General features: G+C 68.9%; 12 protein-coding genes. 11 read left to right on the plus strand and 1 reads right to left on the minus strand.

Features of this window, described 5'->3' with window-relative positions:
• Positions 1-2: 2 nt before the first annotated feature.
• Positions 3-1,457 carry a UDP-N-acetylmuramoylalanyl-D-glutamyl-2,6-diaminopimelate--D-alanyl-D-alanine ligase gene (locus J2S76_RS14150; protein ID WP_307061211.1) on the plus strand — a complete coding sequence of 485 codons (1,455 nt, stop codon included), beginning with the start codon at positions 3-5 and terminating at the stop codon, positions 1,455-1,457.
• Positions 1,458-1,552: 95 nt separating this feature from the next.
• Positions 1,553-2,638, plus strand: coding sequence for a phospho-N-acetylmuramoyl-pentapeptide-transferase (mraY, locus tag J2S76_RS14155; protein WP_307061214.1), 1,086 nt, complete (start codon positions 1,553-1,555; stop codon positions 2,636-2,638).
• A gap of 238 nt (positions 2,639-2,876) precedes the next feature.
• Here the strand turns inward: mraY and J2S76_RS14160 are convergent, their stop codons facing one another.
• Positions 2,877-3,773, minus strand: a complete 897-nt coding sequence (locus J2S76_RS14160; RefSeq protein WP_307061216.1) for an MBL fold metallo-hydrolase — start codon at positions 3,771-3,773, stop codon at positions 2,877-2,879.
• Between the two features lie 132 nt (positions 3,774-3,905).
• Between J2S76_RS14160 and murD the strand changes: the two genes are divergently transcribed.
• The 9 genes from murD to ftsZ all read left to right on the plus strand — a co-directional run bounded on the left by murD (position 3,906) and on the right by ftsZ (position 15,161).
• Complete coding sequence (murD, locus tag J2S76_RS14165; RefSeq protein ID WP_307061218.1) at positions 3,906-5,294, plus strand: UDP-N-acetylmuramoyl-L-alanine--D-glutamate ligase; 1,389 nt, start codon at positions 3,906-3,908, stop codon at positions 5,292-5,294.
• Between the two features lie 77 nt (positions 5,295-5,371).
• Positions 5,372-6,544, plus strand: coding sequence for a putative lipid II flippase FtsW (ftsW, locus tag J2S76_RS14170; protein ID WP_307061220.1), 1,173 nt, complete (start codon positions 5,372-5,374; stop codon positions 6,542-6,544).
• 8 nt (positions 6,545-6,552) lie between these two features.
• Complete coding sequence (murG, locus tag J2S76_RS14175; RefSeq protein WP_307061222.1) at positions 6,553-7,665, plus strand: undecaprenyldiphospho-muramoylpentapeptide beta-N-acetylglucosaminyltransferase; 1,113 nt, start codon at positions 6,553-6,555, stop codon at positions 7,663-7,665.
• Positions 7,666-7,776: 111 nt separating this feature from the next.
• Positions 7,777-9,186, plus strand: a complete 1,410-nt coding sequence (murC, locus tag J2S76_RS14180) for a UDP-N-acetylmuramate--L-alanine ligase (protein WP_307061224.1) — start codon at positions 7,777-7,779, stop codon at positions 9,184-9,186.
• On the plus strand, positions 9,183-10,103 hold the full coding sequence (gene murB, locus J2S76_RS14185; protein ID WP_307061226.1) for a UDP-N-acetylmuramate dehydrogenase: 921 nt from the start codon (positions 9,183-9,185) through the stop codon (positions 10,101-10,103). Before murC ends, murB begins: the two co-directional genes overlap by 4 nt.
• 35 nt (positions 10,104-10,138) lie before the next feature.
• Positions 10,139-11,059 carry a D-alanine--D-alanine ligase gene (locus tag J2S76_RS14190; RefSeq protein WP_307061228.1) on the plus strand — a complete coding sequence of 307 codons (921 nt, stop codon included), beginning with the start codon at positions 10,139-10,141 and terminating at the stop codon, positions 11,057-11,059.
• A 95-nt stretch (positions 11,060-11,154) separates the two neighbouring features.
• Positions 11,155-12,039 carry a cell division protein FtsQ/DivIB gene (locus J2S76_RS14195; protein WP_307061230.1) on the plus strand — a complete coding sequence of 295 codons (885 nt, stop codon included), beginning with the start codon at positions 11,155-11,157 and terminating at the stop codon, positions 12,037-12,039.
• Positions 12,036-13,358, plus strand: coding sequence for a cell division protein FtsA (gene ftsA / locus J2S76_RS14200; protein ID WP_307061232.1), 1,323 nt, complete (start codon positions 12,036-12,038; stop codon positions 13,356-13,358). Before J2S76_RS14195 ends, ftsA begins: the two co-directional genes overlap by 4 nt.
• 87 nt (positions 13,359-13,445) lie before the next feature.
• Entirely contained in the window at positions 13,446-15,161 is a 1,716-nt protein-coding gene (ftsZ, locus tag J2S76_RS14205) for a cell division protein FtsZ (protein WP_307061234.1), read from the plus strand.
• Positions 15,162-15,416: the final 255 nt, after the last annotated feature.

Below are 15,416 nucleotides of genomic sequence, written 5' to 3' on the forward strand. Positions count from 1 at the left end.
GCATGGGCGCTGGCTCGGCTGCCGCTTCGCCGCTCTGGACCCCGGACGCGCTCGCGCGGGCGACCGGCGGCACGCTGACGGGCCCGCCCGCCGGCACCATTGGCGGCATTTCCATCGACACCCGCACCCTGCAGCCCGGCGACGTGTTCTTCGCCATTCGCGGCGAGAACAGCGACGGCCATGCCTATGTCGGCACGGCGCAGCAGCGCGGCGCGGCGCTCAGCGTGGTGGAGCGCGGCCGCCTGGGCGAGATGCCGGAGGGCGCGGGCCTGCTGGCGGTGGATGATGTGCTCGGTGCGCTGGAGGCCGCCGGTCGCGCGGCCCGCGCCCGCACCTATGCCCGGATCATCGGCGTCACCGGCTCGGTCGGCAAGACAACGACCAAGGAGGCGCTTGCCCTGGCGCTGGGGGCGGATGGCCCGACCCATGCCTCGGCGGCCTCCTACAATAACCACTGGGGCGTGCCGCTCTCGCTCGCCCGCATGCCGGAGGCCAGCGCCTATGGCGTGTTCGAGCTCGGCATGAACCATCCCGGCGAGATCACCCCGCTGGTCGCCATGGTGCGACCGCATGTGGCCATCGTCACCACCATCGAGCCGGTGCACATCGCGCAGTTCGACAGCGTCGAGGCGATCGCCGACGCCAAGGCCGAAATCTTCACCGGCGTCGAGCCGGGCGGGGCGGCCGTGCTCAACCGCGACAACCCGCATTTCGAGCGGCTCGCGGCGGCCGCGCGGGCGGCGGGCATCGCCACCATCATCGGCTTCGGCGAGGCGGAGGGGGCCGATGCCCGGCTTTCCTGCGTCAAGCTCAAGCCCGACATGTCGACCGCGATCGCCGACATCATGGGCGAGAGCGTCAGCTTCAAGGTCGGGCTTCCGGGGCGCCATATCGTGCAGAACGCGCTGGCCGTGCTCGCCGCCGCCAAGCTGGCGGGGGCGGATCTGTGCCTGGCGGCGCTGGCGCTGTCGGCGCTCGGGCCGCCCCCGGGGCGCGGCGTCCGCACGGTGCTGGCGGTGAAGGGCGGCGAGGCCCTGCTGATCGACGAGAGCTACAACGCCAACACGGCCTCGATGCGTGCCGCGCTGGCCGTGCTCGGCACGACCCCGGCGACGGGACGCGGGCGGCGGATCGCCGTGCTCGGCGACATGCTGGAGCTGGGGAGCGCGGGGGAGGCGATGCATCGCGACCTCGCCCCGGCGGCCGCCTGTGCCGATCTCGTCTTCTGCGCCGGCCCGCTGATGCGGGCGCTGTGGGAGGCGCTGCCGGAGAGCCGCCGCGGCGCCTGGGCCCCCGATTCGGCGGCGCTGCTGCCGCTGGTGGCGGAACGGCTGCGTGGCGGCGACGTCATCATGGTCAAGGGCTCGAATGGCAGCCGCATGGGACCGTTGGTACGTGCTCTCATCGAGCGATTTCCCGCCGCACGCCTTGCGGAAGCGGCGGAAACGTCGGAATGAGCCCCGCCGGTCACTTCTTCCCGATTCCGGGGACGCCCCGCCATCTGGTGCGGCCCGCCGGCACGCTGCCCTGCCCACCCGAAGGTTGATCCTCCATGCTGCAATGGCTCGCCGAATTCCAGGGAAGCGTCCCGGCGGTTAACGTCTTCCGCTACATCACCTTCCGCACCGGGGGGGCGATCATCACCGCGCTGCTCTTCGTGTTCATGTTCGGCCCGGCGATCATCGCCCTGCTGCGGCTGAAGCAGGGCAAGGGCCAGCCGATCCGCACCGACGGGCCGCAGTCGCATTTGCTGACCAAGAAGGGCACGCCCACCATGGGCGGGCTGATGATCTTCTCCGGGCTGATGGTGGCGACGCTGCTGTGGGGGAACCTGTCCAACCCCTATGTCTGGGTGGTGCTGTTCGTCACCATCGGCTTCGGGCTGATCGGCTTCTATGACGACTATCTCAAGGTGACGAAGCAGACCCATAACGGCCTGTCCGGCCGGGCCCGCCTCGCCATCGAGGCGCTGATCGCGGGCACGGCGGCGGTCGTCATCATGCATGTGGGGCGCGAGCCGCTGTCCTCCTCGCTCGCCTTCCCCTTCTTCAAGGACCTGCTGCTCGACCTCGGCTGGTTCTTCGTCGTCCTCGGCGCCTTCGTCATCGTCGGCGCCGGCAATGCGGTGAACCTGACCGACGGGCTGGACGGCCTCGCCATCGTGCCGGTCATGGTGGCGGCCGGCAGCTTCGGGATGATCTCCTATCTCTCCGGCAACGTGCTGTTCGCCGATTATCTGCAGATCCACTATGTCGCCGGTGTCGGCGAACTGGCGGTGATCTGCGGTGCCATTATCGGCGCGGGCATCGGCTTTTTGTGGTTCAACGCCCCGCCGGCGCAGATCTTTATGGGCGACACCGGCTCGCTGGCGCTGGGCGGCCTGCTCGGCACCATCGCGGTGGCCACGAAGCATGAGATCGTGCTGGCCGTGATCGGCGGGCTGTTCGTGCTGGAGGCGGTGTCGGTGATCGTGCAGGTCGCCTCGTTCAAGCTCACCGGCAAGCGCGTGTTCAAGATGGCGCCGATCCACCACCATTTCGAGCAGAAGGGCTGGACCGAGCCGCAGATCGTCATCCGCTTCTGGATCATCGCCGTGGTGCTGGCCTTGATCGGGCTGTCGACGCTCAAGCTGCGGTGAGGTTTTGCGTGGCTCCTCCCCTATCCCGGACGAGCGCAGCGAGGGCCGGGATCGTGAGCAGGGCCATCACTCCACGATCCCGGATTGATCCCTGGCCGTCGGGGATGATGGTTCCTTGAGCCCGCCGCCGTCATGGCCGGGCCATTGACGTTTTTCGCCTGCCAGGGAAAAGCGTGGATCCCCGGGCCAAGCCCGGGGATGACGCCGCGACATGGTGGCGGGACGCAGCTGCCGAGATCTACGGCAGCGCCAGCACCTTCTTCACATTGTTGGCGTGGACCGCTTCATAGGGCGCGAAATAACTCAGCGCCCCGCTGGCGAGGTCGCCGGCGATGAAGGTGGACAGGTCCTGGTCGGCCAGCGCCATGTCGATGCGGGTGTGCAGCAGCTTGTTCAGATAGCGGATCGTGGCGTCGATCAGTTCCGGCCCGTAGCCGCCGGCGGCGATCACATCAGGCGCGCCGTGATTGGGCAGGATGCGGGTGTAGCCCCATTGCCGGATGCGTTTGAGCTCCTCGACATGGACCGGCAGGCGCTCGGGCTCGCCGACATAGGTGATCGGCTCCTCCAGCGTGTCGCCGGCCAGCATGAGGCCAAGCTCGGGCAGCAGCAGGATGAGCCCGTCATGGCTGTGGATCTCCGCCGGTTCCAGCTTCACGGTGAGCCGGCCGACCGTCAGTTCGCTCGGGCCGGTGATGATCTTGTTCGGCATGACAAGCGGGAAGATCGCCGGGTCGCCATTTTCCAGCGCCACCCGGTTGGCGGCGAGCGTGCGCTCGGTGCGGTCCAGCGCGATGATCTCGTCGGTGGCGAAGACCGCGTTGCCGGCGACATGGTCGTCGTGCCAGTGGCTCAACACCACGCGGAAGGAGGTGACGCCCGCCGCTTCCAGCGTGCGGCGCATCAATTGCGCGTGGGGGATCGAGATATGCGTGTCGTAGAACAGCGCCTCGTTGCCATCCACCACCGCATAGACGCAGACGCCGAGCGCATAGGCCCCGTCGTCCAGCCAGTTCGGCGCCGGCGAATGCGCCCGCGCGCCGTCGATTCGCCCGTCATAGAAGGCGTAGATATTGGGATGGGGCCGCAGGACCCGCATCGTCGAGCCGAGGGGAAGCAGGGCGGGGGCGGGCATGGCAAGCTCTCAGGCTGGGGGGCGGAAATGCTGTCGTGTGGAGCGTCGATCATTTCATCGGTGGGCGAAATGCGCTAGCGAGAGGCGCCCGCGCAGCCCCTTTCCCGGGTGCCGTTTCCAAGGTTGCTCGCCATGATTCCCGTCTCCTCCTTCAAGGACCGCTCTGTCGCCCTGTTCGGGCTCGGCGGGTCGGGCCTCGCCACCGCGCGGGCGCTGCTTGCCGGTGGGGCCATGGTGACGGCGTGGGATGATTCGCCGGCCTCGGTGGAAAAGGCGGCGGCGGAGGGCGTTCCCACCGCCGACCTCAGCGCGGCCGACTGGTCCGGCTTTGCCGCGCTGGTGCTGGCGCCAGGGGTGCCGCTCACCCATCCCGAGCCGCATTGGACGGTGAAGAGGGCGCAGGACGCCGGGGTAGAGATCATCGGCGATATCGAGCTGTTCTGCCGCGAGCGGCGGCGTGCCGTGCGCAGGCCGGCCTTCGCGGCGATCACCGGCACCAATGGCAAGTCGACCACGACGGCTTTGCTGGCCCATCTTCTCAAGGTCGGCGGGCGCGATGTGCAGATCGGCGGCAATTTCGGCCCGGCGATTCTCGGCCTCGAACCGCCCAAGGCGGGCCGCGTCTATGTGATCGAGTGCTCCTCCTACCAGATCGACCTCGCCCCCAGCCTCGATCCGGCGGTGGGCCTTCTGCTCAACCTGTCGCCCGATCATATCGACCGGCATGGGACGATCGAGAACTATGCGGCGGTGAAGGAGCGTCTGATCGCTGGCGTCGAGGCGGGTGGCACGGCGGTGGTCGGCGTCGACGACGAGTGGTCGCGCGCCATTGCCGACAGGGCGGCGGCGGCGGGCAAGAACGTCGTGCGGATCTCGGTGCGAGGGCCGCTCGATGACGGCGTCTTTCTCGATGGCACCGACCTCGTCATGGCGGAAAAGGGCGTGCGGGTGTTCACCCTGAAGCTGGCCGGCATCGGCTCGCTGCGCGGCGCCCATAATGCGCAGAACGCCGCCGCCGCTTTTGCGGCTGCCCGGGCGCTGGGGCTCGCGCCGGAGGTGATCGCCGCCGGCATGGCGAGCTTTCCGGGCCTCGCGCACCGGATGGAGCAGGTGCGGACCCTCGGAAACGTGTTGTTCGTCAACGATTCCAAGGCAACCAATGCCGATGCGGCGGAACGGGCGCTGACCTCGTTCGACGCTATTTTCTGGATCGCCGGCGGCAAGCCGAAGGAGGGCGGCATCGCGCCGCTGCGGCCGTTTTTCCCGCGCGTGCGAAAGGCCTATCTGATCGGCGTCGCCGCCGCGGAATTCGCCGCCACACTGGGTGAGGACGTGCCGTTCGAGATGTGCGGCACGCTCGACGTGGCGGTGGCGCGGGCGGCGGCGGAGGCGGCATCGTCCGGTCTGGCCCATCCGGTGGTGCTGCTGTCGCCGGCCTGCGCCAGCTTCGACCAGTACCGCAATTTCGAAGTGCGCGGCGATGCCTTCCGCGATCTCGTCAACGCGCTGCCGGATGTCTGAGCAACCGCGTCGGCATTAAGCGCCCGTCAACCTTAACCGTCCGATACTCCGGCAAAGCGTTTCCCGGAGTGGCGTACATGATATCGCGTGCCGAAAGGACGGTCGTCGGCGAGTGGTGGTGGACCATCGACCGACTGCTGCTCGGTGCTCTCGCCGCCTTGATGATCATCGGCATCGTGCTGGCGCTGGCGGCGAGCCCGCCAGTGGCGGCACGCATCGGCATTCCCGACCCGTTCCACTTCGTGAACCGGCAGGTGATGTTCCTGGTGCCGGCGCTCATCATCCTGCTCGCCACCTCGTTCCTCTCGCCACGCAATATCAGGCGCATCTCGCTGGTGCTGTTCCTGTTCTTCCTGGCCCTGGTCTGCGCCACGCTGGTGATCGGGCCGGAAGTGAAGGGCGCGCGGCGCTGGCTCAACATTGCCAGCGTCACCGTGCAGCCCTCGGAATTCCTCAAGCCCAGCTTCGTCATCATCGCTGCCTGGCTGTTTTCCGAGAGCGTGCGGCGGCCGGAAATGCCGGGCCAGTTCCTCGCCATCGGCCTGCTCGGCATGGTGGTGACGCCGCTGGTGATGCAGCCGGATTTCGGCCAGACCATGCTGGTCTCGCTGGTGTGGGGCGGCCTGTTCTTCCTGGCCGGGCTGCGCATCGTCTGGGTGGTGGGCCTCGCCGGCATCGGCGCCTCGGGCCTGTTCATCGCCTACAAGACGGTGCCGCACGTCACCCAGCGCATCGACCGCTTCATGAACCCGGATTCCGGCGACACCTACCAGATCGACCTGTCGATCAATTCTTTCCTCAATGGCGGCTGGCTGGGGCAGGGGCCGGGCGAGGGCAGCTTCAAGAAGGTTCTGCCGGACGGGCACACCGATTTCATCTTCGCGGTGGCGGGCGAGGAGTTCGGCGCCGTGCTGTGCCTGATGATCGCCGGCCTGTTCGCCTTCATCGTGCTGCGCGCGCTCTCCCGGGCGCTGAACGACGAGGACCCCTTCGTGCGCTTCGCCACCGCCGGCCTCGCCATGCTGTTCGGGCTGCAGTCCTGCATCAACATGATGGTGAACCTGCACATGATGCCGGCCAAGGGCATGACGCTGCCCTTCGTCTCCTATGGCGGCTCCTCTCTGCTGTCGCTGGCCTATGGCATGGGCATGCTGCTCGCCTTGACACGCCGTCGCCCGCGCACCGCGACGCTGGCCGAGCTGGAACGGCTCGGCACGCGGCTCGGCGCGCCGATGCCGCGCCCGGCGTGAGGTCCGCCATGGCACCCGCGTCCCGTCCGCTCGTCATGCTCGCCGCCGGCGGCACCGGCGGCCACCTCTTCCCGGCCGAGGCGCTGGCCGGCGTGCTGGCCGCGCGCGGCATCGAGGTCGATCTGGTCACCGATTCGCGCGCCGCCCGCTATGCCGGCCATTTTCCGGCGCGGCGCCTGCACGTGCTGCCGGCCGAGACGGTGCGTGGGCGCTCGCCCGTCGCGCTGGCGCGCACCGCGCTCACGCTGGGGCTGGGCTTTATCAAGGGCTTCCGGCTGATGCGGGCGATGCGGCCGGCCATCGTGGTTGGCTTCGGCGGCTATCCCACCCTGCCGCCGATCCTCGCCGCCCATTACGCCGGATTCCCGACCTTGATCCACGAGGCGAACGCGGTGATGGGGCGGGCGAACACGCTGCTTGCTTCCCGCGTCACCGCCATCGCCTCCGGCTACCCTGACATCTGCGCCGGCAAGCCCACCCTCGCCGCCAAGGCGCACCACACCGGCAACCCGGTGCGCCCGTCCGTGATCGCCGCTGCCGATGTGCCTTTCGCAGCCCTGGAGCCGGGCGGGCCTGTTGACCTGCTGGTCACCGGCGGTAGCCAGGGCGCGCGGGTGATGAGCGAGGTGGTGCCGGCGGGCGTCGCCTTGCTCGACCCGACCCTGCGCGCGCGGCTGCGGCTGGTGCAGCAGGCGCGGCCGGAAGATGTTGAGGCGGTGCGTGCCACCTATGCCCGGCTCGGCGTGCGCGCGGAAGTCGAACCCTTCTTTGCCGACCTGCCGGCGCGCATCGCGGCCGCGCATCTCGTCATCTCCCGCTCGGGGGCGATGACGGTGGCGGAGCTGGGGGTGATCGGCCGGCCCTCCATCCTCGTGCCGCTGCCGGGGGCGCTCGACCAGGACCAGCTGGCCAACGCCACCGCCCTCGCCAACGGTGGCGGCGCGGTGGTGATGCCACAGAGCCATTTCACTCCCGAGAGCCTCGCTGCAGCGCTCACCCGCCTCGCCAATGAGCCCGGTCGCCTGGAGGCGATGGCAACCGCAGCCCGCGCCATGGGGCGCGCGGATGCCGCCGAGCGCCTCGCCGCGCTCGTGCTCACTATCGGCAAAATCGATGTCTAGAACCGCACCGCCCGCTTGTACCAAAGGCCCGGTGACGGGCGTGGCGCGCTCGTCTATTCCTGCGCGCCGGCAAAGCACGCCCGCCGCTCGCGCGGGCGGAAGGAAGATCCCATGAAGCTCCCGCTCTCTCTCGGCCCCATCCATTTCGTCGGCATTGGCGGCATCGGCATGAGCGGCATCGCCGAAGTGCTGCACAATCTCGGCTACACGGTGCAGGGCTCCGACGTCGCCGAGAGCGCCAATGTGAAGCGCCTCGCCGAGAAGGGCATCAAGGTGCTGATCGGCCATGCGGCGGAGAACATCGACGGCGCCGAGGTGCTGGTCGTCTCCACCGCCATCCGCCGCGACAATCCCGAACTCGTCGCCGCCCGCGCCAAGCGCCTGCCGGTGGTGCGCCGGGCGGAAATGCTGGCCGAGCTGATGCGGCTGAAAAGCTGCGTCGCCATCGCGGGCACCCATGGCAAGACCACGACGACCTCGCTGGTCGCCACATTGCTCGATGCCGGCGGCTTCGACCCCACCGTCATCAATGGCGGCATCATCAACGCCTATGGCACCAATGCGCGCCTGGGCGATGGCGAGTGGATGGTGGTGGAGGCCGATGAGAGCGACGGCACCTTCCTCAAGCTGCCGGTCGAGGTGGCCATCGTCACCAATATCGACCCCGAGCATCTCGACCACTTCAAGACCTTCGAAGCCGTGCAGGCCGCGTTCCGCAGCTTCATCGACAACCTGCCCTTCTACGGTTTCGCTGTCATGTGCACCGACCATCCGGTGGTGCAGGACCTCGTCGGCCATGTCGAGGACCGCCGGGTCATCACCTATGGCGAGAACCCGCAGGCGGATGTGCGGATCGTCGATGTCGACCTGCGCGGCGGACTGTGCCGCTTTGGCGTGCTGTTCCGCGACCGCACCGGCGTGGTGGTGCATGAATTGCGCGACCTCGTCCTGCCGATGCCGGGCAAGCACAACGCGCTGAACGCCACTGCCGCCATCGCGGTTGCCCATGAGCTGGGGGCCAGCGATGAGCAGATCCGCAGCGCGCTGGCCGGCTTCGGCGGGGTGAAGCGGCGCTTCACCCGCACCGGTGAGGTGAACGGGGTCACCATCTTCGACGATTACGGTCACCACCCGGTGGAGATCGCCGCCGTGCTGCGTGCGGCCCGCGCCTCCACCGAGGGGCAGGTGATCGCGGTGGTGCAGCCGCATCGCTACACCCGCCTGCAGTCGTTGTTCGACCAGTTCGCCACCTGCTTCAACGACGCCGACCACGTGATCGTCGCCGATGTCTATGCCGCCGGCGAGACGCCGATTGCGGGCATCGATCGCGACCATCTGGTCGAGGCGCTGCGCGCGCGCGGCCACCGCTCGGTGATGGCACTGAAGGGGCCGGAGGCGCTGGCAGGGCTGGTGGAGGGGCTGATGAAGCCGGGCGACTATGTGGTCTGCCTCGGTGCCGGCAACATCACCCAATGGGCCTATGCGCTGCCCGAGCAGCTGGCGGCCGGGGCCGGCGCATGACCTTCCCCGACCTCACCGCGGAACTTTCCGCCCGCCTGCCGGATCTGCGCGGCCGGCTGATCGCCAACCAGAGCCTGGCCGAGCTGACCTGGTTCCGCGTCGGCGGGCCGGCGCAGGTGCTGTTCACCCCGGCGGACGAGGACGATCTCGCTTATTTCCTCGCCAATCTGCCAGCCGAGATCCCGGTGACGGTGATCGGCCTCGGTTCCAACCTCATCGTGCGCGATGGCGGCGTGCCGGGCGTGGTGATCCGGCTTGGGCGCGGCTTCAGCGAGATCGCGGTGGAGGAGGGGTGCCGGCTGCGCGTCGGCACGGCGGTGCCGGACGTGAAGCTCGCCCGCGCGGCGGCGGAGGCCGGCATCGACGGGCTGGCCTTCTATCGCGGCATTCCCGGCGGCATTGGCGGCGCGCTGCGGATGAATGCCGGGGCGCATGGCGGGGAGACCTGCAACCCGCTCATCGAGGCGCGCGGCGTCGATCGGGCAGGGCATGTCCGCACCTTCTCCAACGCCGATTTCGGCTTCAGCTACCGGCACTCAAAGGCCCCGGTCGATGTGATCTTCACCAGCGCGCTGTTTCAGGGGCGGCCGGGCGAGAGCGCGGCGATCCTCGCCGAGATGGACCGAATCACCGCCGCGCGCGAGGCCTCGCAGCCGATTCGCGAGAAGACCGGCGGCTCGACCTTCAAGAACCCGCCGGGCCAGAAGGCCTGGCAATTGATCGACGTGGCCGGCTGCCGGGGGCTGACCCGTGGCGGCGCGCAGATGTCGACGATGCACTGCAATTTCCTGATCAACACCGGCGGCGCCACCGCCGCCGACATTGAGGGGCTCGGCGAAGAGGTTCGCCGGCGCGTGAAGGACCAGTCCGGCATCGAGCTGGAATGGGAGATCAAGCGTATCGGCCTTCCCGCCTGAGCGATGCGGCCTCATCGGCCGCCGAGGAGAATATGATGGGCAAGCATGTCGCCGTCCTGATGGGCGGCTGGTCGCCGGAGCGGCAGGTGTCGCTGTGGTCGGGCGAAGCCTGCGCGAAGGCGGCGGAAAGCGTCGGCTACCGCGTCACCCGCGTCGATGTGGGGCGCGACATCGCGCAGGTGCTGAGCGCGCTCCAGCCCGACGTGGCACTGAACGTGCTGCATGGCCGGCCGGGCGAGGATGGCACGATCCAGGGCATTCTGGAGGTGCTGCGCATCCCCTACACCCATTCCGGCGTGCTGGCCTCGGCGCTGGCCATGGACAAGACGCAGGCCAAGATCATCCTCGCCGCCCATGGCATCCCGGTGCCGGAGGGCCGCATGGTATCGCGGGCCGAGGCGGCGCGCGCGCATGTGCTGCCGCGACCCTATGTGCTCAAGCCGAATACCGGGGGCTCCTCGGTGGGGGTGTTCATCGTCCGCGACGACCAGGAGCACCCGCCGCAGGAGCTGCATCGCGCGGACTGGGGATTCGGCGAGGAGCTGCTGGCGGAGCGTTATATCCCCGGTCTGGAGCTGACCTGCGCCGTGATGGGCGATCACGCGCTCGGCGTTATCGAAATCCAGTCCGACCTAAAGTTCTACGATTACGAGGCAAAATACGCCCCGGGCGGTTCCCGCCACATTCTGCCGGCCCAAATTTTACCGAATATTTACCAAAAGGCGCGGATGTTAGCGGTCAGGGCGCATCGCGCGCTCGGCTGTCGGGGCATCAGCAGGACGGACTTCCGCTACGACGACCAGGCCGGAGATGAATCCGGTCTTGTCTGTCTGGAGGTCAATACGCAGCCCGGAATGACCGAGACGTCGCTTGTGCCCGAATTGGCAGCCCATGAGGGCCATTCGTTCGGTGAGCTAGTACGATGGATGGTGGAGGACGCTTCGCTCGATCGCTGACCCCGCGGCAGACGCCGGCGGGCAAGCGAACCGGCGCGGCCACCGGCGATTCGATCCGAGGCGAGCGGGCCCGTGTGCCGGTGCGCGCGGCGCCGGTGTCCCAGCGCACCCGTCTTCTCGACCGCACCATCATCGGCGGCCGGCGGCTGCTCGTCGGCCTGTGCACCTCGCGCGCCGTCTTCACCGGCGCCGGGGCCTGGCTCACGGCGGCGCTGTTCGTCGCCACCGGGCTTTACGGCATGGAGCGTGGCGGCCACATGCCCGCAGCGATCGAGACCGCCCGCGACATGGGCGATGCTGCCGCCAACCTCGCCGGGCTCAGGATCGCCAACGTCAATCTTTCCGGCCAGAATCACGTCACTCCCGGCGACATCCTCGCCACGGCCGGGGTGAAGCCGACCTCTTCGCTGCTGTTCCTCGATGCCGAGGGCGCGCGCATGCGCCTCGAAGAGCTGGCGTGGATCAAGCGTGCCACGGTGCAGAAGCTCTATCCCGACCGCCTCGACATCCAGATTGTCGAGCGCGAGGGCTTCGCGCTCTGGCAGAAGGACGGCAAGATCAACGTCATCGCCCGCGACGGCACGGTGATCGCGCCCTATTCCGACGATCCGCGCTATATCCGCCTTCCCATCGTGGTTGGTGACGGCGCGCAGACCAGCGTGGTCGAGATCGTCGAGGCGCTGAGCCTGGTGCCCGGCGTGCGCGACCAGGTGGCAGCCGCCATCCGCGTCGCCGACCGCCGCTGGACGCTTAAGATGCGCAACGGCGTCGATGTGCGCCTGCCCGAACAGGGGCTGAACGACGCGCTCGAACAGCTCGCCTTGCTCGACCAGCAGAAGTCGCTGCTCTCGCGCGACATCACCATTGTCGACCTGCGTCTTCCCGACCGGGTCTCGGTCCGTCTTTCCGACGCGGCCTATGCCGCCCGCGAGGCCGAGCTGAAAGCCAAGGCCAAGGCCAAGAAGGGCAGCAGCTCATGAGACCGCGTGCTCCCTTCGAGATCGCCCCGAAGATGCGGCCGCTGGCGCCGCGCCGCACCGGCGTGGTCGGCGTGCTGGAAGTCGGCACCTCCAAGATCGTGTGCATGATCGCCCGGCTGAAGCCGCGCGAGGCGACGTCGAGCCTGCGCCGGCGCACCCATTCGGTGGATGTGCTCGGCATCGGCCACACCAGCGCCCATGGCATCAAGGGTGGCACCGTCATCGACATGGAGCGTGCCGAGCATGCGATTCGCCGCGCGGTGGACGCCGCCGAGCGGATGGCCGGGGCGCAGATTGCCTCCGTGATCGTCTCGCTGGCGGGCGGCCGGCTCGCCTCCGAGCATTTCAACGCCGAGGTCGATCTGCCGGAGCCGGCGGTGGCCGAGGGCGACATCCGCCGCGTGCTCGACGCCGCCTCCACCTTCGCCGTCGGCGAGGGGCGCACCATCCTGCACGCTTTGCCTGTGGGCTACGCGCTCGACGGCGCCGGCGGCATCGGCGAGCCGCGCGGCATGCTCGGGCGCCGGCTCGGCGTCGACCTCCACGTTGTCACCGCCGAGGCGGCCGCCGTGCGCAACCTGCTTCTGTGCATCGAGCGCTGCCATCTTGGCGTCGAGGCCATGGTGGCCGCTCCCTATGCCGCGGCGCTGTCCACACTGGCAGACGACGAATCGGAACTGGGCGTGACGCTGATCGATTTCGGTGCTGGCACCACGACGGTGGCGGTGGTCGAGAACGGCCATTGCGTGCATGTCGACGGCATCGCCATTGGTGGCCAGCACGTGACCAACGACGTCGCGCGCGGGCTCTCCACCCGCCTTGCCGATGCCGAGCGGCTGAAGAGCCTGCATGGCGGGGTGATGGCGATGGGCGCCGACGAGCGCGAAATGCTGACCGTGCCGAGCATTTCCGACGACCACGACCTGCCGCGCGCGATCCCCAAGGCACGGCTGGTGCGGATCGTTCGCCCGCGTGTCGAGGAAATCGTCGAGCTGGTGCGCGACCGCCTGCACGCCTCCGGCCATGCCGCCGGCGCGGGGCGGCGCATCGTTCTCACCGGCGGTGCCGCTCAACTCACTGGCCTTGCCGAGCTAGTCGGTAACATACTGGGACCACAGGTGCGAATCGGTCGCCCGCTCGGTATTTCGAAGCTGCCCGAGGCGACGCGCGGCGCGCCCTTCGCTGTCGCCACCGGGCTTCTGGTCTATCCGCAGGTCGCGGGGCTCGAACATTTCGAGGCTCGCCGCCGCCGCCTCTCGCAGGGCGACGGCTCCGGCTATTTTTCGCGCGTCGGTCACTGGCTGAGGGAGGCCTTCTGACGTGCTCCATCTAATCCGCGCCGGCGGAACCGGCACCACAGGGATCATGACGGGCCGCGCGCCCGCCGGCGTTAGGGGACACTAAAAATGACCATCAACCTCCAGGTACCGGACATCCGCGAACTGCGTCCCCGCATCACCGTCTTCGGTGTCGGTGGCGCCGGTGGCAACGCCGTCAACAACATGATCACGGCCGGCCTGACGGGGGTCGACTTCGTGGTCGCCAACACCGATGCGCAGGCGCTCACCCTCTCCAAGGCCGAGCGCATCGTGCAGATGGGCGTCGCCGTCACCGAGGGTCTCGGCGCCGGTTCGCAGCCGGAAGTCGGCCGCGCCGCCGCCGAGGAAGCGCTCGACGAGATCCGCGATCACCTGGCCGGCGCGCATATGGTGTTCATCACTGCCGGCATGGGCGGCGGCACCGGCACCGGCGCGGCCCCCGTCATTGCCCGCGCGGCCCGCGAGCTCGGCATCCTCACCGTCGGCGTCGTGACCAAGCCCTTCCACTTCGAGGGCCAGCGCCGGATGCGTATCGGCGAGATGGGCATCAACGAGCTGCAGAAGGGCGTCGATACCCTCATCGTCATCCCGAACCAGAACCTGTTCCGGGTCGCCAATGAGCGCACCACCTTCGCCGACGCCTTCGCGATGGCGGACCAGGTGCTCTATTCGGGCGTCGCCTGCATCACCGACCTGATGGTGAAGGAAGGCCTGATCAATCTCGACTTCGCCGACGTCCGCGCCGTGATGCGCGAGATGGGCAAGGCGATGATGGGCACCGGCGAAGCCTCCGGCGAGCAGCGTGCCCGCCACGCGGCCGAGGCGGCGATCGCCAACCCGCTGCTCGACGAAGTGTCGATGCGCGGCGCGCGCGGCCTGCTGATCTCGATCACCGGCGGCAAGGACCTGACCCTGTTCGAGGTGGACGAGGCGGCGACCCGTATTCGCGAGGAAGTCGATCCCGACGCCAACATCATCCTCGGCGCCACCTTCGACGAGACGCTGGAAGGCCTGATCCGCGTGTCGGTCGTCGCCACCGGCATCGACCCGGCGGTGATTCCCGAGCAGATCCCGCACGCCCTCAACAACCTTCCCGACCTCGGCGGGCGCCGCGTCTCGAACGCCGGCCGCGCCGCCGTGGAAGCGCGCCGCGACGCCGCCCTGCGCTCGGTCGCCTCGGCGCTCGACGCGGAGGATTTCGGCGCCCCGCATCACGAGCCGAGCTTCGCTGCCGCCCCGGTCAACGACCATCCCTATGGCGAGCCGTCCTATGCCCAGCCCGCCTATTCGCAGGCCTCCGCCGCGATCGACGAGGTGACGATCCGCCAGATGGCGCCCAAGCAGCCGCTCTATGCCGAGCCGGAGCCCGCCCCTTACAATGAGGCGGCCTATGAAGAGCACGCGATCGAGCCCTTCATCCCGCCGCAGGCCGAGCGTCCCGCCCCGCGCATGCCGCGCGTCGACGAGCTGCCCATGCCGGCACAGAACCAGATCCGCGCGGCGCGCGGCGAGATGACCGATCATCATCACGCCGAGAAGAAGCGCATGACGCTGCTGCAGCGCCTCGCCAATGTCGGCCTCGGCCGCAGCCAGGACGAGGACGAGGTGGAGCCCCCGGCGGACATGCGTCCGGTGGTGCGCCGCGCGCCGGCCCAGCCCGAGGCCCGGCCGCTCGCCGAGATGCGCCCCGAGGCCTCCGAGTATGCCAAGCGCCCGGCGGCCCGCCCGGCCGATCCACGCGCGGCGCGCCCGGCCGAGGACGACCATCTCGACATCCCCGCCTTCCTGCGTCGTCAGGGTTGAGGCGGGCGCGACAGGCGGCCGCGTGCCGCCTGTTACACAAGGCGTGACGCAGTGCAGCGCCCGGATCGTGAGGTCCGGGCGTAGCTATTTGGAATTAAATGAATTTTCAGATTTTTGCGTCAGCGTAGAAACGGTAACAGACGGTAAGCAAGCGTGATTTGGCGCGGACTCACGGCGCCGTTATCTTGCCAGCCAACGATAAGCGTCCGCTGCGGATTCGGTTCCGCGCCTTTCATGGCGGCGCACTGTGTTGGT

The organism is Ancylobacter vacuolatus, from assembly GCF_030813595.1.
Classification (GTDB): domain Bacteria; phylum Pseudomonadota; class Alphaproteobacteria; order Rhizobiales; family Xanthobacteraceae; genus Ancylobacter; species Ancylobacter vacuolatus.